This window comes from Pseudomonas sp. NPDC088890 (assembly GCF_044900155.1).
In the GTDB taxonomy this organism is placed as follows: Bacteria; Pseudomonadota; Gammaproteobacteria; order Pseudomonadales; family Pseudomonadaceae; genus Aquipseudomonas; species Aquipseudomonas urmiensis.
The window spans coordinates 92878-113050 of sequence record NZ_JBJDNG010000007.1 but is presented as its reverse complement, the minus strand read 5'-3'; the positions used below and the strand labels follow the sequence as shown (position 1 = coordinate 113050).

22 protein-coding genes and 1 pseudogene are annotated in these 20173 nt (G+C 62.1%); 13 read left to right on the top strand and 10 right to left on the bottom strand.

What is annotated here, in order from left to right; translation table 11 throughout:
- Positions 1-134: 134 nt before the first annotated feature.
- Positions 135-1454, bottom strand: a complete 1320-nt coding sequence (locus tag ACI2JX_RS16445) for an MFS transporter (RefSeq protein ID WP_404690509.1) — start codon at positions 1452-1454, stop codon at positions 135-137.
- A gap of 384 nt (positions 1455-1838) precedes the next feature.
- On the opposite strand from ACI2JX_RS16445, the gene ACI2JX_RS16440 reads away from it, so the two are divergent.
- Positions 1839-2849: a DNA-binding protein gene (locus ACI2JX_RS16440; RefSeq protein WP_404690508.1), complete on the top strand. Its 1011-nt coding sequence runs from the start codon at positions 1839-1841 to the stop codon at positions 2847-2849.
- Positions 2850-2907: 58 nt separating this feature from the next.
- Positions 2908-3084 (top strand): DUF6021 family protein, encoded by a 177-nt coding sequence (locus ACI2JX_RS16435; RefSeq protein ID WP_368972112.1) that lies wholly within the window; start codon positions 2908-2910, stop codon positions 3082-3084.
- 66 nt (positions 3085-3150) lie between these two features.
- Here ACI2JX_RS16435 and ACI2JX_RS16430 read toward each other — a convergent pair whose 3' ends face one another.
- Positions 3151-3402 carry a hypothetical protein gene (locus ACI2JX_RS16430; protein ID WP_368972111.1) on the bottom strand — a complete coding sequence of 84 codons (252 nt, stop codon included), beginning with the start codon at positions 3400-3402 and terminating at the stop codon, positions 3151-3153.
- Between the two features lie 25 nt (positions 3403-3427).
- Entirely contained in the window at positions 3428-3928 is a 501-nt protein-coding gene (locus ACI2JX_RS16425; protein ID WP_264232753.1) for a DUF4142 domain-containing protein, read from the bottom strand.
- 165 nt (positions 3929-4093) lie between these two features.
- Here ACI2JX_RS16425 and ACI2JX_RS16420 point away from each other — a divergent pair, with 165 nt between their 5' ends.
- Genes ACI2JX_RS16420 through ACI2JX_RS16410 form a run of 3 tightly spaced genes read left to right on the top strand, consistent with a single transcriptional unit; the run spans position 4094 to position 6731 of the window.
- Positions 4094-4336, top strand: coding sequence for a hypothetical protein (locus ACI2JX_RS16420; RefSeq protein WP_404690507.1), 243 nt, complete (start codon positions 4094-4096; stop codon positions 4334-4336).
- Positions 4333-5127: an exodeoxyribonuclease III gene (gene xth, locus ACI2JX_RS16415; RefSeq protein ID WP_404690506.1), complete on the top strand. Its 795-nt coding sequence runs from the start codon at positions 4333-4335 to the stop codon at positions 5125-5127. The genes ACI2JX_RS16420 and xth overlap by 4 nt, the downstream gene beginning before the upstream one ends.
- 41 nt (positions 5128-5168) lie before the next feature.
- On the top strand, positions 5169-6731 hold the full coding sequence (locus ACI2JX_RS16410; RefSeq protein WP_404690505.1) for a diguanylate cyclase: 1563 nt from the start codon (positions 5169-5171) through the stop codon (positions 6729-6731).
- 120 nt (positions 6732-6851) lie between these two features.
- On the opposite strand, the gene ACI2JX_RS16405 is transcribed toward ACI2JX_RS16410, so the two are convergent.
- Entirely contained in the window at positions 6852-7361 is a 510-nt protein-coding gene (locus ACI2JX_RS16405) for a GNAT family N-acetyltransferase (protein WP_368972109.1), read from the bottom strand.
- 126 nt (positions 7362-7487) lie between these two features.
- Between ACI2JX_RS16405 and ACI2JX_RS16400 the strand changes: the two genes are divergently transcribed.
- From ACI2JX_RS16400 to dksA, 3 genes are read left to right on the top strand one after another with little or no spacing between them, the layout of a single operon-like run.
- Positions 7488-8048, top strand: a complete 561-nt coding sequence (locus tag ACI2JX_RS16400; RefSeq protein WP_264232763.1) for a carbonate dehydratase — start codon at positions 7488-7490, stop codon at positions 8046-8048.
- A 2-nt stretch (positions 8049-8050) separates the two neighbouring features.
- On the top strand, positions 8051-9388 hold the full coding sequence (locus ACI2JX_RS16395) for a dihydroorotase (protein WP_368972108.1): 1338 nt from the start codon (positions 8051-8053) through the stop codon (positions 9386-9388).
- Between the two features lie 13 nt (positions 9389-9401).
- On the top strand, positions 9402-9809 hold the full coding sequence (gene dksA / locus ACI2JX_RS16390) for an RNA polymerase-binding protein DksA (RefSeq protein ID WP_404690504.1): 408 nt from the start codon (positions 9402-9404) through the stop codon (positions 9807-9809).
- Positions 9810-9827: 18 nt separating this feature from the next.
- Here dksA and ACI2JX_RS16385 read toward each other — a convergent pair whose 3' ends face one another.
- Complete coding sequence (locus ACI2JX_RS16385; protein ID WP_404690503.1) at positions 9828-10535, bottom strand: MgtC/SapB family protein; 708 nt, start codon at positions 10533-10535, stop codon at positions 9828-9830.
- A 434-nt stretch (positions 10536-10969) separates the two neighbouring features.
- On the opposite strand from ACI2JX_RS16385, the gene ACI2JX_RS16380 reads away from it, so the two are divergent.
- Complete coding sequence (locus ACI2JX_RS16380; RefSeq protein WP_404690502.1) at positions 10970-11443, top strand: sterol desaturase family protein; 474 nt, start codon at positions 10970-10972, stop codon at positions 11441-11443.
- 42 nt (positions 11444-11485) lie between these two features.
- On the opposite strand, the gene ACI2JX_RS16375 is transcribed toward ACI2JX_RS16380, so the two are convergent.
- Positions 11486-12391: a bile acid:sodium symporter family protein gene (locus ACI2JX_RS16375; RefSeq protein WP_186554423.1), complete on the bottom strand. Its 906-nt coding sequence runs from the start codon at positions 12389-12391 to the stop codon at positions 11486-11488.
- A 194-nt stretch (positions 12392-12585) separates the two neighbouring features.
- Between ACI2JX_RS16375 and ACI2JX_RS16370 the strand changes: the two genes are divergently transcribed.
- The 3 genes from ACI2JX_RS16370 (at position 12586) to ACI2JX_RS16360 (ending at position 15745) form a co-directional block, all read left to right on the top strand.
- On the top strand, positions 12586-13467 hold the full coding sequence (locus tag ACI2JX_RS16370) for a Dyp-type peroxidase (protein WP_404690501.1): 882 nt from the start codon (positions 12586-12588) through the stop codon (positions 13465-13467).
- Positions 13468-13554: 87 nt separating this feature from the next.
- The gene (locus ACI2JX_RS16365) at positions 13555-14463 is read left to right on the top strand and encodes an aldo/keto reductase (RefSeq protein WP_404690500.1); all 909 of its coding nucleotides are present in this window, start codon (positions 13555-13557) and stop codon (positions 14461-14463) included.
- A gap of 4 nt (positions 14464-14467) precedes the next feature.
- Positions 14468-15745, top strand: a complete 1278-nt coding sequence (locus ACI2JX_RS16360) for an NTP/NDP exchange transporter (RefSeq protein WP_404690499.1) — start codon at positions 14468-14470, stop codon at positions 15743-15745.
- A gap of 50 nt (positions 15746-15795) precedes the next feature.
- On the opposite strand, the pseudogene ACI2JX_RS16355 reads toward ACI2JX_RS16360, so the two are convergent.
- Positions 15796-16602: pseudogene (locus tag ACI2JX_RS16355) on the bottom strand (AraC family transcriptional regulator); the annotation flags it as partial.
- A 132-nt stretch (positions 16603-16734) separates the two neighbouring features.
- Here ACI2JX_RS16355 and ACI2JX_RS16350 point away from each other — a divergent pair.
- Positions 16735-17358, top strand: a complete 624-nt coding sequence (locus ACI2JX_RS16350; protein ID WP_404690498.1) for a LysE family translocator — start codon at positions 16735-16737, stop codon at positions 17356-17358.
- Between the two features lie 6 nt (positions 17359-17364).
- On the opposite strand, the gene ACI2JX_RS16345 is transcribed toward ACI2JX_RS16350, so the two are convergent.
- Genes ACI2JX_RS16345 through eco form a run of 3 tightly spaced genes read right to left on the bottom strand, consistent with a single transcriptional unit; the run spans position 17365 to position 20171 of the window.
- Positions 17365-17640 carry a peptidylprolyl isomerase gene (locus tag ACI2JX_RS16345; RefSeq protein ID WP_186554429.1) on the bottom strand — a complete coding sequence of 92 codons (276 nt, stop codon included), beginning with the start codon at positions 17638-17640 and terminating at the stop codon, positions 17365-17367.
- Positions 17641-17674: 34 nt separating this feature from the next.
- Positions 17675-19633 (bottom strand): acetoacetate--CoA ligase, encoded by a 1959-nt coding sequence (locus tag ACI2JX_RS16340; RefSeq protein ID WP_368973344.1) that lies wholly within the window; start codon positions 19631-19633, stop codon positions 17675-17677.
- 58 nt (positions 19634-19691) lie between these two features.
- Complete coding sequence (gene eco, locus ACI2JX_RS16335; RefSeq protein ID WP_264232784.1) at positions 19692-20171, bottom strand: serine protease inhibitor ecotin; 480 nt, start codon at positions 20169-20171, stop codon at positions 19692-19694.
- Positions 20172-20173 lie beyond the last annotated feature (2 nt).

The following is a 20173-nucleotide window of genomic DNA, read 5'->3' as shown; positions in this document are numbered from 1 at the left end:
GCCTATCAGCGTAGGACTAAAGTCCGCTTCAAGGTCTGAGAATTTTCCGAAGGTGCGGCATCAGTAGTGGTAACTGGGCATACGGCACAAAAAACAGGCCCATGACGGGCCTGTGAGGAAAGCAGCATGCCTGCTTACAGCGTTTCGATACTGCGCGGCGCCATGAAGTACAGCCAGATCAGCGCCAGGAAGTACATGGCCGGAATCAGGGTGAACAACACCGCATAGTTGTTATGGGTTGCAGTCAGCACGCTGCCCACGATCTGGGTCATGAACATCCCACCAATGGCCGCGCACATGCTGGCGAAGCCGAACACCGAGCTGATCAGGTGCTTGGGCGTGTAGTCCATCACCAGGCTCCAGATATTCGCCGTCCAGGCCTGGTGCGCGCCAACCGCCACCGCGATGGCCAGTACCGCAATCCACAGGCCACTGGCGTGCGCGGCAAAGGTCACGCTGAGCATGGTGCAGGCGAAAATCAGCAGCGAGATCAGCCGCGCGCGGGTGGCCCGTACGCCGCGACCGATCAACCAGGAAGACAGGATGCCGCCGCCGATGCTGCCGAAATCAGCGGTCAGCCAGATCAGAATCAGCGGGATGCCCATCTGGGTAACGCTGATGCCCAGGTCGTACTGCTGATTGAGAAACGGCGGCAGCCAGTACAGGTAGAACCAGAACACCGGGGCGGTGATCGAGTACGCCACGGCGAAGGCCCAGGTCCCGCGCATGCGCAGGATGCGCTTGAAGGGTACGCGGCGCGCCTCAGGCTCGACGTCCTGTTGGATGTAGTCCAGTTCGCTCTGGCGCACCCGCGGGTGCTGCTCAGGGTCGAAGTATTTCAGCCCCCAGAACACCAGCCAGACCAGGCCCAGGCAAGCCATGGCGATGAACGCGGCTTGCCAGCCCCAGGCGGCGAGGATCAGCGGCAGCAGCGCCGGGGTGACCATGGCGCCGACATTGGTGCCGGCGTTGAACAGGCCGGTGGCAATCGCCCGTTCGCCAGCGGGGAACCACAGCCGCGTGGTCTTGACGCAAGCGGGGTAATTGGCCGCTTCAGTCAGGCCAAGGATGAACCGGCACACCATGAACCCCGCCGCCGAGGTCGCCAAGCCGTGGGCGCCCGTGGCGAGGCTCCAGAGCAGCACGGCGGCAAAGAACGCGCGCTTGACGCCTACTTTGTCGATCAGCCGGCCTTGCAACAAAAAACCTATCGCGTAGCCGACCTGGAACCAGAAGTTGATGTTGGCGTAGTCCATCGCCGTCCAGCTCATGTCCTTGGCCAGCATCGGTTGCATGATCCCGAGGGCAGCGCGATCGATGTAGTTCAAGGTGGTGGCGAAGAACACCAGGGCGAGCATGCCCCAGCGGGTCTTGCCGACGGCGAAGGCATCGCGAACTTTGTCGCCGATGCCTCCCTGCGTGAGGCGGGGCGTGGTGATCTTGGAATCGGTCATTTAAGGGTCGTTTATTGAACTTGTTATGAGCTGCAAGGGCTTATCCAACGCGACCAGCTTTTAGGCAGAGCGGGGCGCGAGGTCGGTGAATGGTGCGCAGTGAATCACAGACCGTCAATTCAAGGGGGGCGCTTGTGTTCGATCATCGAACAGTAGCGGGCCGCGTTTCCTTGCGTCTGGGTATCGGCCGCTTTTCCTTATCCAGTACTCCCGCCGCGCGCTTCTGTACATCTGCCGGCAACTCTTAGCGACTCATTTGCCTATCACATGCGATAAGCCGTGTTTATTGAATGTCATCTAGTCCTTGAAAAGCCGTTTAACTGCGATCAGAATTGGTACGTAATTACATAGTACGTACTACATTACGAAATCGTAGGAGCAAACATGGCGCGCGGCGGTATCAACAAAGCGGTAGTGCAGCAGGCGCGCCAGGCCTTGATAGCCCGTGGCGAACACCCAAGCATCGATGCGGTACGAATCGAGTTGGGCAACACGGGCTCGAAAACCACCATTCACCGCTACCTCAAAGAACTGGAGGCCCAGCAACCCGCGGCGCCGTTGGCGATGTCAGGGCTGAACGAGCAATTGGCACAGCTGGTGGATCAGCTGGCGGCGCAGTTGCATGAGCAAGCAGAGGCGCACATTCGCCAGGCCGAAGCGGTATTCGTCGAGCAACGTGAACAGCTGCAGGCGCAGCTGCAGCTGGCTCAGCAGGCGCTGGCTGCGGCGCACCAACAGCAGCAGATCCAGGCCGCCGCCTTGCAGGCCGAATCGGAGAAGCTCGCCTCGACCTTGAGTACGCTGCAAGCCGAGCAATTGCGCAGTGCCAGCCTCAACCAGTCGCTGGGCGAGTTACAGCTGCGCCTGACCGACAAGGATGAGCAAATCCGTTCGCTGGAAGACAAACATCGCCACGCTCGCGATGCGCTCGAGCACTACCGCGCCGCCAGCCGCGAGCAGCGCGAGCAAGAACAGCGCCGGCATGAGGCGCAGGTTCAACAGCTGCAGGTCGAACAGCGGCAATTGCAGCAGGGCTTGATCGTGCGCCAGGAAGAATTGACCCGCCTGCACCGCGACAATGAGCGTTTGCTAGGCGAGAGCCGTCAGTTGACCGCGCAGCACACCCTGATGAACGAGCAACTTGAGCAACGCGATGCACAAGTGCAGGGGCTGCGTTCGATCCTGGCCCAGGCGCAGGGCAGCAGTGATGAGATGCGCCGTCAGCTTGAGGCGCAAGCCCAGCAGTTGGAGCAAAAGCGTGAGTTGTGCAGTGAGCAGAAGCAGCAGTTGGATTATTTGAAGGCTGAGCTCGGCAGTCGGTCTGCCGCGTTGAGCGAATGCCGCGCGGCTTTGACTGCCAAAGAGCATGCCAATCGGCTTGGCGAAGGCGGATAAATCAAACTTTGCGCTGTCGGTGGTTTCTTCTATAAACACCTACCGGAGTCGCTCAACCATGTCCAAGCCAGAGCAACAGCGTACTGAACAGCCAGGGAAGGGGCCTCATTCTTCCGAGCATTCCACTCAAAAGGATGATCTGGGGTTTGATCCAGACTCGCCAGATGTCGATGATCCGCAAGTTGACCCCCAGGGGCCGGCCAAGCCGCCGCGGGATTTTGAGAAGAAACAATGAAGCATCCGGCCTCTTTGCAGGTGAGCCCGCAAAAAGGCCGGAATTGGCTTAAACCAGTCAGAATGGTCAGCCTTCGACTTGCTTGGCTGCCTCAACCCCCGCGCTGGAGAGTTTGATCGGATACTGCACGCTGATCTGGTGCTCGGCGTCGACGCCAACGCTGCCATCGTGAATCAGCCCTTCGTCCTGCAGGGTCTTGAGCATGCCGGCCACGGCTTTCTCGCCGCGATAATTGTCCAGCACTTCCTTGCCCAGCCCCTGTGGGTGGGCATGCAGCAGGCGGGTGAGAACTTCTGAGCGTAGTGGATCGTTACTCATGGATGGCTAACCTCGCAGAATCAATTCATTTGCCGTGTTTGGCTTGCAGCTGCTTGGCATGCTCCAGATGCTTTTGCAGGGTCGGCAGCGTGTCGCTGGCGAAGGCTTTCAGATCAGGCTTGTCAGAAGAGCTGGCCTCTTTCTTGAACAACTCCACCGCTTTTTCGTGGGCATCGACCTGATTGTTGATGTACGACTTGTCGAACGACTCGTCACGCCACTCCAGGATCACCTTCTTCACCTTGTCGGTAAGCGCGGCCTCATCTGGCACGCTGATATCGTGCTTGCGGGCGACATCGCCGAGTTGCTGATTGGCCTTGGTATGGTCGGTGACCATTTGTTGAGCGAAGGCCTTGATGTCGGCATTCTGGCTCTTCTGCATGGCCAGGTTGCCGGTCACCACTTCGGCAATGCCGGCTTCGGTGGCAGCATCGACGAAATCATCGGAGTTTGCGGCCATGGCATGCAACGAAGCCATGCCCAATGCGACGGACAAGCCGACCCGCTTGAGGAACAGATTGTTCATGATGCACTCCTTCTCAGTTGGCGCGACCTCAATGTCGCTTATGGTTGAGCCATGGCGCAGGGCAAAGGTTTAATTTTTCTGCGCACAGCGCCACCGGTGAAAGCCTGTGGAACGATGCCAGCGGGCAGGGCTCAGAGATTCAAAGGTTGCATGAAGGAGCAGGGCATGAGCATCGAACGCAGCATTCCCGAGCTTGAGGCCTGGTACGCCCAGTACGACGACGAGAGCTATAGGCGCGAATCGCCGGATGCTTATCACCACGAGCTGATTCGTACTGCCGAGGCGCTGCGCGACGACGGCGCACTCGATTGGGATGATTGGCTGGCCCTCAAGGCGCTGGCCAACCAGGCCCATGTCCGCGCCCTTGAGGAGGCGGTGCAGGCCCACGTCAACGATCCAGACGCATGAAAGCGCTGAAAATTGCCACCTTCAACATCAATGGCATCCGCAGTCGCTTGCCTGGGTTACTGGCCTGGCTTGAACGGGAACAACCGGATATCGCCTGCCTGCAAGAGCTTAAGGCCGCAGACAAAGACTTTCCCCGTCAGGCCTTGGAGGCGGCCGGCTATGGCTGTGTGTACCAGGGCCAGCCAGCGTGGAACGGGGTGGCGATATTGGCCCGCGACAGTGAGCCTTTGGAGGTGCGCCGTGGTTTGCCAGGCATGCAAGACGACAGCCAGAGCCGCTACCTGGAGGCCGCGGTCCATGGCGTACTGGTCGCCTGTCTGTACTTGCCCAACGGCAATCCGCAACCGGGGCCGAAGTTCGATTACAAGCTCGCCTGGTTCGAGAACCTGATCACGCATGCCCAGGGGTTATGCGCCAGCGAACACCCTACGGTGCTGGCCGGTGACTTCAACGTTGTGCCGACCGATCAAGACATCTACAACCCGCGCTCCTGGCTCAAGGACGCCTTGCTCCAACCCGAATCGCGCGCCTGCTACCAGCGCCTGCTTGGGCAAGGCTGGATCGATGCCGTGCGCCACCTGCACCCGGATGAGCGGGTGTATACCTTTTGGGATTACTTGCGCAATCACTGGGCGCGCAATGCCGGGCTGCGAATCGACCACTTGCTGCTCAATCGCGCGCTAGCGCCCTATCTGAAGGCGGCAGGGGTCGATGCCTGGGTGCGTAACGAGCCCAAAGCCAGCGACCACGCGCCGACCTGGATCGAGCTGGGCTCGCGCAAACGGCGCTGATCTATAGTCAAGGACGGCAATTGCGACAACAAGGGACTTCAATGCGTGCTGCCAGGAAACACGACGATGACGGACTGTTCGCGGTAACCGGCGAGGGCCGCGCAGTGGCCTTGTTTCGTCTGGTATTGGTGTTCATGGCGGTGGTGATGCTGGCATTCGTGTCGACCGAAACCTGGCGCATCTGGCGTGATTATCGGCATGCGTTCGTCAATGCCGAAGACTCGGTCACCAACCTGGCCCGTGCCTCTGCGCAACACGCCGAAGATGCTATCCGCCAGGTCGATGCGATTACCGCAGCATTGGCCGAGCGCTTGGAAGGAGACGGCTTCGAGCACCTCGACCGACCGCGCCTGCACGCCTTGCTGCGTCAGCAGGCCACCATCATGCCGCAGTTGCACGGGTTGTTCGTGTATGGCCCCGACGGCAGCTGGATCGTCACTGACCAGGACGCCATCCCGGCCAATGCCAACAACGCCGATCGCGACTATTTCAGCTATCACCGCAGCCACACCGATCGCCACGTCCGCATCGGCTCGGTCGTCAAAAGCCGCTCGACCGGCGATTTGATCATTCCGATTTCCAGGCGCTTGAACTATCCCGACGGCAGTTTTGCCGGGGTGCTGCTGGGCACCATCAAAGTCGACTGGTTCGTGCGCTATTACGGCGATTTCAAGATCGACGAGCGCGGCGCCCTGGTCTTGGCCAAGCGCGATGGGACCATTCTGGTACGCCGGCCCTTTGTCGAGCAGGTGGTCGGCCGCAGCCTGGCCAACAGCGAGGTGTTTCGCAACCACCTGCCGTATGCCAACGAAGGCATCGCGCAAGCGGTGGCAGTGGTCGACGGCACGCCGCGGCTGTATGCCTACCGGGCGCTGAGCCGGTATCCGCTGGTGGTGGAAGCGGGGCTGTCGCGCGAGTCGATCATCGCGCCGTGGCGGCATGACATGATCAAGTCGATTGGCGTACTGCTGGTCTTGCTCCTGGGCTTGGCGGTATTCGGCTGGGTGGTGCTGCGCCAGCTGCGCGAACGGATTGCCATCGAACGCGCTCTGCACCAGGCGCACCAGACCCTCAAGGACCTGGCCCTGACCGACAGCCTGACCGGTTTGGGCAACCGCCGGCGACTCGATGCGGTGTTCGAAGCTGAAGTCGGCCGGGCACGTCGGCAAGGCTACCCGCTGGCCTTGGTCATGATGGATCTGGATTACTTCAAGGCTTATAACGACCGCTACGGCCATCCGGCAGGCGACCAATGCCTGCGCCGGGTTGGCGAATTATTACGGCACATGTTGAAGCGCCCTGCGGACTTGGCGGTGCGCTATGGCGGTGAAGAGTTCACCCTGTTGTTGCCCGATACCGACGCGCAAGGTGCGGTGTTGATCGTGCAAGAGACGCTGCACATGCTGCGCCGCTTGGGTATTGAGCACGCCGGCAGCCCGTTGGGACAGGTGTCGGCCAGTGCCGGGATTGCGGTGACTTATCCGGCCCTTGAGACGATTACCGCTGAGAGTTTGATGGCGGTGGCTGATAGCGCATTGTATGAGGCCAAGCGCCAGGGTAGGGATCGCTATTGCCTGGCCGGGGCGGCTGCCGCGAGTGCATAGCCAGTGGCTTGTGGGCTGCAGTGCCGGCCTCATCGCGGGGCAAGCCCGCTCCCACGTTAACCTGCTTCATAGAGGGCTGCGTGGGAGCGGGCTTGCCCCGCGATGAGGCCGGCACTGACATTATCCGGCCAGAATCATGCGCATGGCGCAGCGCCCAACCAGCCCAAGGCGCCGTTCTTCCTCCAAGATCCCTAGCAACCGCTCGCCCAACTGCTCCTGGCTAATCACGGCAAAACCAAGCCGCTGGTAAAACGGCGCATTCCAAGGCACCTGCGCAAAAGTGGTCAAGGTCACCTCTGCACAACCCATCCCTCGAGCCGCACCAATCGCTTGGGCAATCAACCCACGGCCAAGCCCTTGGCCCTGCGCTTGCTGAGCAACGGACACTTCATGAATATGCAGCGCATCACCCTCCAGACGGGCGCAGAGAAACCCCATTACCCGTTCGTGCTCATCGACTGCCACCCAGCTTGCCTGGGCCTGAACGAACAGCTGATGCTCGAATTCGCCCAGCACCTCACCTGCCGCCAGCCAGGCCAAGCTAGGCACGCTGAGAAATGCCTGGGCTGCCGAACGCTCGATGCTCGGCAGCAGCGGGATATCCCCGGCTAGGGTAGGGCGAATACGCATAGGGCGGTCATCGGCATGCAAAGCGGCAAGTCTGAGAGCTGGCGGAGTAGGGAGCAAGGGAGGGCTTGCAAGTTAACTGTTATAACGTAACATTTGAGGCTGCCCACTTTCTCAGGATCAACCACTGTGATTCGCAGAAACCCCTCCGGCCACCTCCCAGAAATCGCTGAGTCGGCCTACATCGACCAAACCGCGATCATCTGCGGCAAGGTGGTGATCAAGGACAACGTGTTCGTTGGCCCCTACGCCGTGATCCGCGCCGATGAAGTCGACGCCAGCGGTGATATGCAGCCGATCGTCATCGGCGCCAATTCCAATATCCAGGATGGCGTGGTGATCCACTCCAAGTCAGGCGCCGCGGTAAGCATTGGTGAATACACCTCGATTGCCCACCGCTCGATCGTCCATGGCCCCTGCACGGTGGGTGATCGGGTATTCATCGGCTTCAACAGCGTGTTGTTCAACTGCCGCGTGGGCAATGGCAGCGTGGTGCGGCACAACTCGGTGGTCGATGGCAGGGATTTGCCCGAACGCTTCTACGTGCCGCCCACCGAGCACATTGGCCCCCACACCGATTTGCAGGGTTACCCGCCGGTCAGCGTTTCGGCCTCGGAGTTCTCCGAAGACGTCGCGCGCACCAATATCGATCTGGTCCAGGGCTACAAGGCCTTGCAGAACGAGTTTTGAGCATGGCCGACTTGCTCATACGCAATGCCCGGGTGGTCAATGAAGGGCGTGAGTTCGACGCCGATCTGCTGGTCGCCCACGGGCGCATCGAAAAAATCGCCGCGAGCATCGACAACGCCCAGGCGCGCATCGAACTCGACGCCGATGGCCGCTGGCTGGTGCCGGGCATGATCGATGACCAGGTGCACTTTCGTGAGCCAGGCGCTGCACACAAAGGCTCCATTGCCAGCGAGTCGCGCGCCGCAGTGGCCGGCGGCATTACCAGTTTCATGGACATGCCCAACACCCATCCGCCCACCCTGACCCTGGCAGCGCTGGCCGACAAGCAGCGCCGCGCGGCGGCGACTTCGCGTGCCAACTATGGTTTTCACTTTGGTGTCAGCCGCGACAACCTTGAAACCATCGCCGCGCTCGACCCTCGCGCGGTCGCCGGGATCAAGGTGTTCATGGGTGCATCGACCGGCGACATGCTGGTGGATGACCCTCAGGTACTGGAAAAGCTGTTCAGCTGTGCCCCCACTATCCTGCTCGCCCACTGCGAGCACACCCCCAGCATCCTTGCCAACCAGGCGCGCTGGCAGCAGCGCCATGGCACGTTCATCCCGCCCGCCGCGCACCCACAGATTCGCGACGCCCAGGCGTGCCATCGCTCCTCGAAGCTGGCCGTCGAACTGGCCCGGCGTTTCGGCACTCGGCTGCATGTCTTGCACCTGACCACAGCCCGCGAACTGGCGTTGTTCGAGCCAGGCCCGGTGACCGGCAAGCGCATCACCGCCGAGGTCTGCCTGCACCATTTGCTGTTCGACGACAGCGACTACTCAGTGCTTGGCCACCTGATCAAGTGCAATCCAGCGATCAAGTCGCGCGCCGAGCGCGACGCCTTGCGTCAGGCGCTGGCCAGCGATCTCATCGATGTGATCGGCACCGACCATGCACCGCACAGCCTGGAAGAAAAACAGCGCGATTACCTCCAGGCACCGTCCGGGCTGCCATTGGTCCAGCACGCCTTGCCGGCCGCCTTGGAGCTGGTCAGCGAAGGGGTATTGAGCCTGAGCCAGATGGTCAGCAAGACCAGCCATGCAGTAGCGGACTTGTTCGCCATTCGTGAGCGCGGCTACCTGCGTGAGGGCTACTGGGCGGATTTTGCGCTGGTCGAGCGTCTGGCCCAGCCCCTGCCAGCCAGCGCGCAACCGATACTTGCCCACTGCGGCTGGACCCCCTTTGCCCAGCGCAGCTTTCGCCATGCCGTGCGCAGCACCGTGGTGTCGGGGCAGTTGGCTTGGCACCAGGGCCAGGTGATAGACAGCTGCCAGGGGCTACCGTTGATGTTTGAACGATGAAGGAAGCACCGCCATGACCGAACAAGAGTTACTCAAGCAAAGCCCAGCGGCCTACATGAACGAGCCGCAGCGCCAGTTTTTTCGCACATTGCTGATAAGCCAGCGTAGCGAACTGCAGCAGCGCATCGAGCAAGAGTTTCGCGCCTTGCGCGAACAGGAAGTGCTCAGCGACCCCGCCGACATTGGCAGTGCCGAGGAGGAGCGGCACTGGCAATTGCGCTCGCTGGAGCGCGAGAAGAAGCTGCTGGACAAGATCGACCAGGCCCTTGAGCGCCTAGCCCGTGGTGAGTATGGCTGGTGCGAGGAAACCGGCGAGCCGATCGGCCTGCGCCGCTTGCTGTTGCGGCCGACCGCCACCTTGTGCATTGAAGCCAAGGAGCGCCAGGAAATGAAGGAAAAGCACCAGCGGGACGGCGCCTGAGCCGCCCCGCGCTGGCGTTCAGTCTGTCCCCAGCTCACGCACCTGCCAGCGCACCGCGCTGACGCCTTTTTCCAGACTGACTCGGCCGACCAGCCGCTCCAGTTGAGCCGTGGCTTGCGGATTGCCCAGCAGTTCGGCGCGCACTTCCAGGCGGCTGGCGTCAGGCAGATCCTCGCTGTGCAGCGACTGCAAGCGCAGGCCAGGGTCGCTGAGGCTGTGCAGCATCAGGCTGCGCACCTGGATCTCGTCCTCGGCGCGGCAAACGATACGCACCTCGAAGCGCTGCTCGACCTCGCTGGCCGGCAACACTTCCTGGTGATCCAGGCGTTGGGCGATATCGCGCAGCAAAATGTTGGCGCAGAGCACCACCAGGCTGCCCACCGCTGCCTCCAATAGCAGCCCAACGCTGCACAGCACGCCGACAGCGGCGGTGCACCAGAGGGTCGCGGCAGTATTGAGCCCGCGTACGTTCAAGCCGTCGCGCATGATTACGCCGCCGCCGAGAAAACCGATACCCGACACCACATAAGCGGCGATCCGCGAGGCATCGGTCGGGGCCATGCCCGGCACTGCCTGGGTCATCAGCACGAACAGGCAAGCGCCGGTGCTGACCAGCGCATTGGTGCGCAGGCCGGTCAGGCGTTGACGCAGTTGTCGCTCAGCGCCGATCAAGGCACCGAGCAGCAGGGCTACGCTGACGCGCAGTAGAAAGACTTTCCAATCCATAGCAAACCTCGTTGCACGGGCAATCGCCCGTACGAGCACCATCGGCAGATGGCACGTTGAAAAATGAGAATGCGCAGGACCACAGCAACCATCGCCCATCGGGCGGCGGTGTAGAGAAGAGGGGGGAGGGAGCATTGACCCGTTTGGGCCGTGCTGAACCACCGTCTACCAAGTTTGGCGAGACAGTGGCAGAAATACTGCCGGACTAGCTCGCCGTGTGGACCTGTCGCAATCGACTGGGGCTACTGTCCAATGCAGGACTCCTGTGCGGGGATGCGTAATTGCGCGGCGGACCTTACCCCTGGCACGGGGCAAGGTCAACGACAGAAAGATGACAATTGCGTCATCGAGGCGTTTGCTTGATCAGGCTGGGCTGATCCCTACCGGCTGCGGTGGTAATCTTGCGCCTTTGGTCATCTACTGCGGATTTTCCCATGCTGTTCAATCTCGCCATCCTCTTCGCCACCCTGCTGGCCATGGAAGGCGTCGGCACCTTGGCGCACAAGTACATCATGCATGGCTGGGGCTGGTGGTTGCACCGCTCGCACCATCAGCCGCAGCTGGGCATGCTGGAAACCAACGACGTCTACCTGGTGGCGCTGGCCTTGATTGCGACCGGCCTGGTGGCGCTGGGCAAGGCCGGGCATGCGCCATTGCAGTGGGTCGGCGGCGGGGTAGCGGGTTATGGCCTGCTGTATGTGCTGGCCCATGACGGCTGGTTTCACCGGCATTGGCCGCGCAAGCTGCGCCCAGCCAATCGATACCTGAAGCGACTGCACCGGGCGCACCGGCTACACCATGCGGTTAAGGGGCGCCAGGGCTGCGTGTCGTTCGGGTTTTTCTATGCACCGCCCTTGGCCGTGCTCAAGCGCCAATTGCGTGCACGGCGTACGCACATCGAGCGCTGAGGCAGCGGGCCTCATCCCGGATCAAGCCCGCCCCTGCAAAGGTCAATCTTCAGCGGTACGCCCAGAACCCGCCGCGCCCGGCTCTAGCGTGTGGCCCCGACTCACCCACCAGCCAAACCCCGCCGCGGTGAAGAACATCAGCAAGCTATAGATCGCCGCTGGCACTGCCATGGTGGCGTTATTGAGCAGCGACGGGCTCAAGGCCAGGGCAATGGCCAAGGTGCCGTTGTGAATACCAATCTCCATGCCAATGGCAATCGCCTGGCGCTTGGGGATGTTCAACAAGCGCGGCACCCAGTAGCCCACGCCCAGGCTGAGCAGGTTGAACAATAGCGCAGCGCCGCCGACGATCGGCGCGTACTCGACCACGGTCTGCCAATCCTTGGCCAGCGCCAGGACGATGGTGAACGCCAGAAACAGCGCCGCCACCAGCTTCATCGGTTTCTCCATGCGCGCGGCAAAGCCCGGCGCCCAGCGGCGGATCATCATGCCCAGCGCCACCGGCAGCAAGACGATGGCGAACACTTGCATGACCTTGGCAAATTGCAGCGGAATGGCCTGGTCTGACTCCATGAACCAGATCAGCGACAGATTGACCAGCAGCGGCATGGTCAGGATCGCGATCAGCGAGTTGACCGCGGTCAAGGTGATGTTCAGCGCCACATCGCCGTGGGCCAGGTGGCTGAACAGGTTAGCCGTAGTGCCGCCGGGCGAGGCTGCCAACAGCATCAGGCCGACCGCCAGTGCCGACTCCAGGCCAAAGCCATTGGCGATCAGGAAACATACCAACGGCAGCAGCAGGATCTGGCAAGCCAGGCCAATCACTACCGGCTTGGGGTACTTCACCACCCGGGCGAAGTCAGCCAAGGTCAGCGACAAGCCAAGCCCGAGCATGATGATGCCCAAGGCGATAGGCAAGACGGCGGTAAGCAAGGGTGAGGCGGTCATGGGCACTGTCTCGAGCAAAGTAGTGCCAGCAGTGTAGGTGGCGCCCGAACGATAGCTAATCGCACTGGGCCAGGTCTTGGTAAAGTTTTGTTACTGCGCCTGTGGCCAAAGCACCGCTACAGCGGCTCTGCGCCGCGTTGCTTACTGGCGGCGGGCGCAGTAGGATTCGCGCTTTTGCCGAGGATTAGCCTGTCATGCCGTTCCAGCAAGGTCTGCTTGCCACCCCGGTGCCGGCGCACGCCCGTCACCTGTTCTTCACCTTGCACGCAAGCCAGGCGCTGCCTGCGGTGCTTGACGCTTTGCTGACGCAAGTCGATGGCCAGCAACTGATCGTCGGCATCGGCGCGCCGCTGGCCAAGGCCCTGGGCCGCGAAGTCCCGGGGCTACGCAGCTTCCCGCAACTGGACGCGGCGGTCGAGAACCCTAGCACCCAGCACGCCCTGTGGCTGTGGCTGCGCGGTGCTGAGCGCGGTGAGCTGTTCCTGCGCGCGCAGGCCTTGGAACAACTGCTGGCACCGGCCTTGCGCCTGGTAGACAGTGTCGATGGCTTCCTGCACCGCGGCGGTCACGACCTGACCGGCTATGAGGACGGTACTGAGAACCCGGTCGAGCAAGCGGCAGTAGACGCGGCAATCGTTGCCGGCGAGCAGCCAGGCCTGAGCGGTTCGAGCTTTGCTGCCTTCCAGCTGTGGAAGCATGACCTGAACTACTTCAAGTCGCTGCCGCAGGCTGAGCAAGACAACATCATTGGCCGCCGTCTCAGCGACAACGAAGAGCTGGACGATGCGCCAGAGTCGGCACACGTCAAACGTACCGCTCAGGAGAGCTTCGACCCTGAAGCCTTCATGGTCAGGCGCTCGGTCGCCTGGACCGATGAGCGTGGCGCGGGCCTGGCGTTCGTTGCCCTGGGGCATAGCTTCGACGCTTTCGAGGTGCAGCTGCGCCGCATGAGCGGCTTGGAAGACGGCGTGATCGACGGCCTGTACCGCTTCAGCCGGCCACTGACCGGCGGTTACTACTGGTGCCCACCGCTCAATGCCGGCGGCCTGGACTTGAGCTTGCTGCTGCAAGCCTGAAGCTAACATCCAGATACAGAATCACCCACCGGTGCAGGGTGGAGCGGCTAGCCTTGAAAGTTTCCGATTCATGACGGGAGCTTTTCTATGTACGGTCGTCGTGATGTCCTACGCACTGGTGCGGCTTTAGGCCTATTGGTTGCCAGCCCTTGGCTACGCGCTGAAGCCGCCAACGGCATGCTCACCCGCAAGGTCCCGGCAACCGGTGAAGCCTTGCCGGTCATCGGCGCTGGCACCTCTGGCAGCTTTGAGGTCGAGGCTGGCTCTGCGCAGTACCAGCAGCTCAAGCAGGTGCTCAAGGCGTTTTTCGACGGTGGCGGCAAGGTCATCGATACCTCGCCCAACTACGGCGGCGCCGATGCCATTCTCGGCCAGTTGCTGGAGGAGGGCGGCTGGCACCGCCAGTGCTTCATCGCCACCAAGATCGCCGCCGACAGCGCCGCTGCCGCCCAGGAGCAGTGGGCCGGCACGCTCAGGAGCCTGCGCACCGACAAGGTCGATTTGCTGCAGATCCACAACCTGCGAGACTGGCAACGGCAACTGCCATACGCCCGCGAGCTCAAGGCCCAGGGCAAGACCCGCTATATCGGCATTACCCACTACCTGGCCAGCGGCCAGGATGATGTCGAGCGGATTGTGCGCAGCGAGAAGCTCGATTTCATCCAGATCAACTATTCGGTCAACTCGCCTGAGGCGGCGAAAAGCCTGCTACCGCTGTGCCAGGACAAGGGCGTGGCGGTGCTGATCAACCGTGCCTTCGATGACGGCCGGCTGTTCGCCAAGGTCAAGGATCAACCGTTGCCGGGCTGGGCGGCAGAGGCCGGGGTTAGCAGCTGGGCGCAGTTGTTCCTGAAGTTCGCCATCAGCCATCCGGCCGTGACGGCGGTGATCCCCGCGACCAGTCGCCCGGACCGTCAGCTCGATCAACTCAAAGCCGGCAGTGGCGCGTTACTCAGCCAGACGCAGCAGCAAGCGCTGATCGAGCAGTTCGCCTGAGCCGATGAGCAACTGGCGGCGGCGCCTGGATCAAGGGCTTAACCTTAAGCCCGACGAGGGCCCGGCGGTGATCGCCGGCCTGGCCTTGTTCTACCTGCTGTTCACCGGTTACTTCATGCTGCGGCCGGTACGCGAGACCATGGGCGTGGCCGGCGGGGTGGACAACCTGCAATGGCTGTTCACTGGCACCTTCGTGGTGACACTGATCTGCCTGCCGCTGTTCGGCTGGCTGGCTTCGCGGGTCAAACGGCGGCGGATCCTGCCTTGGACGTATGCCTTCTTCGCCAGCAACCTGCTGCTATTTGCCGTGCTGTTTGCCCGCGACCCTGACGATATCTGGCAGGCGCGGGCTTTTTACATCTGGCTGTCGGTGTTCAACCTGCTGGCCATATCCCTGGCCTGGAGCGTGTTGGCTGACCTGTTTTCCAGCGAACAAGGCAAGCGACTGTTCGGCCTGCTGGCGGCCGGCGCCAGCTTTGGCGGCTTGACCGGTCCGGTGCTCGGCACCTTGCTGGTGGCGCCGCTGGGGCATGCTGGGCTGCTGGTCCTGGCATGTCTGTTGCTGCTTGGTAGCATCGGCGCCACGCTCTACCTGCAGCACTGGCGTGACCGCCATCCGTTGCCGGCGATGAGTGAGCATCCGGCCTCCAAGCCCTTGGGTGGCAATCCGTTCGCCGGCGCTACTGCGGTGCTGCGCTCGCCCTATTTACTGGGCATCGCACTGTTCGTGGTGCTGTTGGCCAGTGTCAGTACGTTTTTGTACTTCGAACAGGCACGCATCGTCAGTGAAACGTTCTCTGACCGGACCCGGCAAACCCAGGTGTTTGGCCTGATCGACAGCGTGGTGCAGGCGCTGGCCATACTGACCCAGGTATTTATCACCGGCCGGCTGGCCCGGCGCCTTGGGGTCGGCGTGCTCTTGGTGGCAGTACCGCTGGTGATGGCGGCCGGTTTCCTCTGGCTGGCCGTGGCGCCGGTGTTTGCTGTGTTCGTGGTGGTGATGGTGGTACGCCGCGCCGGTGAATACGCCTTGGTTCGCCCTGGGCGGGAAATGCTGTTTACCGTGTTACCTGCTGAAGACAAGTACAAAGCCAAGAACTTCATCGACACCGTGGTCTATCGCGGTGGCGATGCCTTGAGTGGCTGGGTCAAGCGTGCGCTGGATGTGATGGGCGACCACCCACAGCTGGCCATGCTGATCGGTGCGGCGATTGCCCTGGGTTGGGCGGTTACCGGTGGTTGGCTGGGTCGCCGTCAGCGGGGGCTGGAGGAGCGAAACTGAAATGCGGCCTTGGGGCCGCTGTGCGGCCCCAATACAGGCGACCCAGCAGTTCGGTAATACCCTGGGGTAGCCGCCGTATGGGCCTTGAATACCCGCTGAAAATGGCTCTGATCAGCGAAACCCAGGCGGTAGGCCACCTCGGCAAGTTCCTCACCTTGGCGAAGTAGCTGCCGCGCCCGGTTGATCCGGGCGTTGAGCAGATAAGCGTGGGGCGTAAAACCGGTGGCTGCACGGAAGGCGCGAATCAGCTGATAGCGCCCAAGGTCGGCTTGGCGTGCCAGCGAGTCCAAGCTCAACTCGGCCAACTCCGCCTGATCGATATGCTCAATCAGTTGGCCAAGAACAGACTGCCTAAGCGGTGCAAGGGCGACCGCCTCCAGAGCAGGGTATGCACTGAAATCATGATCCCCCATGAACGTCACCAGCGCTGCGTGCTTCTCGGCAACCCCGGCGTCTGAGAACAACAGCGCATTGAGCTGACAAAAGTGCTGGTAAAGCGCCACTGAGCGGACGATGCGCGCCGGTTCACCCGCATCAGCCGCTGGCATGCCCATCTCCAGGCGCAGCTGCTGCAACCATTGGGCATCCAGGTGCAGCATCTGGTAACTCCAGGCCGCACCCGGTTCCGGGTTGCAAGCATGCACCCGCTGCGCCGGCACCAGCACCAGAGTGCCTGGCGCCAGGCGCACTTGCCGTTTGCCGGCACCGCTGAAACGGCTAAAACCCTCATCGACCGCACCAATGGAAAACGTGGGGTGGCTATGGGCCTTGTAACAGGCGCGGCTATGACAAGCGCGGCGGCTTTCGACGAAGGGCAGGGCGGGGTCATGCCAGATTTCACTGCTCTCGCAATGCATGGGCTGTCTCGGGTGTCAGCGGAGCTTGCAGTCTAACCTGTGGCCCACTGTTGCGGTCATTTACCCCATGGCTGTGCTTGACGCCGGCAGGCCAGGGCGGCGAGGCTGGCCCGGTCGCAACGGAGAACAATAATGGACCTGTCGAGCCTGCTGCTTTTCATCCCCGCCTGCTTTGCCCTGAACATGGCACCTGGCCCCAACAACCTCTTGTCCCTGCACAATGCCAGCCGTTATGGCCTGCGCACTGCCTGTGTGGCCGGCGCTGGGCGGATTCTTGCCTTCAGCGGCATGATCACCCTGGCGGCAATGGGCCTGGCGGTGGTGCTGCACACCAGCGAATACCTGTTTCTGAGCATCAAGGTGATTGGCGCGGCTTACCTGTTCTACATCGCCTGGCAACTGTGGCGGGCACCGGTTGGTGAGGCGCAACTGGCGGGCGATCACCCGCGCGGCACCTGGCGCCTGGCGCGCCAGGAGTTCTGGGTGGCAGCGGGTAATCCGAAGGCGATTTTGCTGTTCACCGCCTTTTTGCCGCAGTTCGTTTCGATGAACAGCGCCATGCCGGTCAGTGAACAGTTCCTCTGGCTGGGCGGGCTGTTCCTGCTGTTGGAGTGGGCGGCAATCGCGATCTATGCGGGGCTGGGCGCTTACCTGCAGCGCTGGTTCAATCGGCCTGGACCACGACGGGTATTCAACCGGGTCAGTGCTTCGCTGCTTGGTTGTGCCGGGTTAGGGTTGCTGGCAGCGCGGCGCTAGGCTTCATCAATCGCGGTAGAACACCTGCACCAGGTGATAGCCAAACTTGGACTTGATCGGCCCGTGGATCTCTCGCAGGGCTTTCTTGAAGATCACCTGGTCGATCGCGCCGACCATCTGCCCTGGGCGCACTTCACCCAGATCGCCGCCGCGCTTGCCCGACGGGCAGGTGGAAAACTTCTTGGCCAGCACGTCGAAGGCCTCGCCCTTGGCGATGCGCTGCTTGAGCTGTTCGGCCTCGGCAGCAGTCTTGACCAGGATGTGACGGGCTTGAGCTTTCATGGGACACCTGTGTATCGGGCAAAAAAGGGCGTCATTATGCCTGATCGCGTAGCTCTGCGCGGTCGCGGAATTGCTCCAGCGCTTCAGGATTGGCCAGGGCATCGGTATTTTTCACAGGCTGGCCGTGGACCACATTGCGAATCGCCAACTCCACCAGCTTGCCGCTGATGGTCCGCGGAATATCGTTGACCTGGGCGATCACCGCCGGTACGTGGCGCGGCGTGGTGTACTGGCGAATCACCTGGCGGATACGTTGGCGCAGGGCGTCATCCAGTTGCAGCCCCTCGCGCAGGCGCACGAACAGCACCACGCGCACATCGTTGTGCCACTGCTGGCCAATGGCGACGCTCTCGACCACTTCTTCGACCTTCTCTACCTGCCGGTAGATCTCTGCCGTGCCAATGCGCACCCCGCCCGGGTTGAGCACTGCATCGGAGCGGCCATGGATTATCAGGCCACCTGTGGCACTTTGCTCGGCATAGTCGCCCTGGGCCCAGACCCCGGCAAACTGGCTGAAATACGCCTGTTGGTAGCGGCTGCCATCGGTATCGCCCCAGAACCCCAGCGGCATCGAGGGGAAGTTGCGCGTGCACACCAGCTCGCCTTTCTCGTCGATCAGCGGCTGGCCGTGCTCGTCCCACACCTCCACGGCCATGCCGAGGCCTTTGCACTGAATCTCGCCACGGCGCACTGGCAGTAACGGATTCCCCAGGACAAAGCAGGAGACGATATCGGTGCCGCCAGACATCGAAGCCAGGCACACGTCGGCCTTGATCTGGCGATAGACGTAGTCGTAGCTGTGTGGCGACAGCGGCGAGCCGGTCGAGAGGATCAGGCGCAGGCTGTCCAGGCGATGGCTGGTGGCCGGCTGCAGGCCTTCTTGCTCCAGCGCGGCCAGGTACTTGGCACTGGTGCCGAACGCGGTGACCTGCTCGCTATCGATCAGGTCGAGCAGGCGTTCGGCGCTTGGATGAAATGGCGAGCCGTCGTAGAGCACGATCGTTGCGCCAACGGCTAAAGCGCTGGCCAGCCAGTTCCACATCATCCAGCCGCAGGTGGTGTAGTAGAACAGGACGTCGTCGGCCTTCAAGTCGTTATGCAGGCCATGTTCCTTGAGGTGCTGCAACAACACACCGCCAGCGCGATGGACGATGCACTTGGGCACGCCGGTGGTGCCGCTGGAGTAGAGGATGTACAGCGGATGGTCGAAGGCCAGCGCAGTGAACTGCGGTTCGCCCTCGGCCTGGTAGAACGCATTCCACAGGCTGACGTTGGGCGCGACAAATTCCTCGGCTTGGGTATGGCTGCGGGTATAGGGCACGATCAGCAAGTGCTCAAGGCCTGGCAGCTGGCTGACCACTTGGTTGATCTTGTCCACCTGGTCGATGCGCTTGCCGGCGTATTCGTAGCCGGCGCAGGCAATCAGGAGTTTCGGCTCGATCTGGCCGAAGCGATCGATGATGCCGTGCAGGCCGAATTCGGGTGAGGAGCTGGACCAGACCGCGCCGATACTGGCGCAGGCGAGCATGGCCACCAACGTTTCCCAGGTATTGGGCATGACCGCAGCAACCCTGTCACCGGCCTGGATGCCACACGCGCTCAAGGCACGTTGGAAACCGGCCACCTGGGCGGCCAGTTGGCTGTGGGTGAACCCCTGGCGTTTGCCATCTTCACGCACGGCAATAACCGCCGGGCGGTCGTCGCGGCGCTGTAGCAGGTGTTCGGCGTAGTTGAGGGTGGCGCCAGGGAACCAGCGCGCATCGGGCATCAGCGGGCCTTCTTCGAGTACCTGGCTGGCGGGGGATTGCCACTGTACATGGAAGTACTCCGCCAGGGTCTGCCAGAAGGCTGCGCGGTGCTCGATGCTCCAGCGGTGCAGGGCGGGGTAATCGTTGAGCTGCAGATTGAAACGCAGGTTGACCCGGCGGCGGAAGGCATCCATCCGGCTGGCCTCGATCCGCGCCGTGGAGGGGCGCCAGAGCACATCGTTCATGCCGAAATCTCCGCAAAGGCGTGTAGGCACGGGCAGGCCCGGGCCTACAGGGGCACTATTACTCCACTTTAGCTGTTTCTACCTTTTCGGACGCCGACCAAATGCGATAACGCACCTCAACACCTTTGGGCACGTAGACCACCACCGGCAGCTTGCTGTTGTAGCGCAGCATGAAGCCTTCACCGATTACCGGCACGAAGGCCTTGGTTTTCTTGCCATCCGGGCAGGCCATCAGGGTGCTGGCTGGCCCGCCGACTTTGTCCAGCCGGTAATAGCTGTAGCCCCAGCCTTCCAGGGTTTTTTCTTCCAAGGTTCCGGCCAGACGCTGACGATTGCAGTCTACCTCAAGGGTTTTGCCAGCCAGGATCTCCAGCTTGTGGGCCGATTCATCAGCCTGCGCGGGCAGGTGGATGACCTGGCGGGTGAAGCCTTTTTCCGCCTCAGGATAGGGCGCGACGTCCTTGAGCGTGGCCGCCATTGCCGGAACGGCGGCGGCCAGGGTCAGGGAAAAGATCGCGGTCAGTGGGAATGGGCGCATGC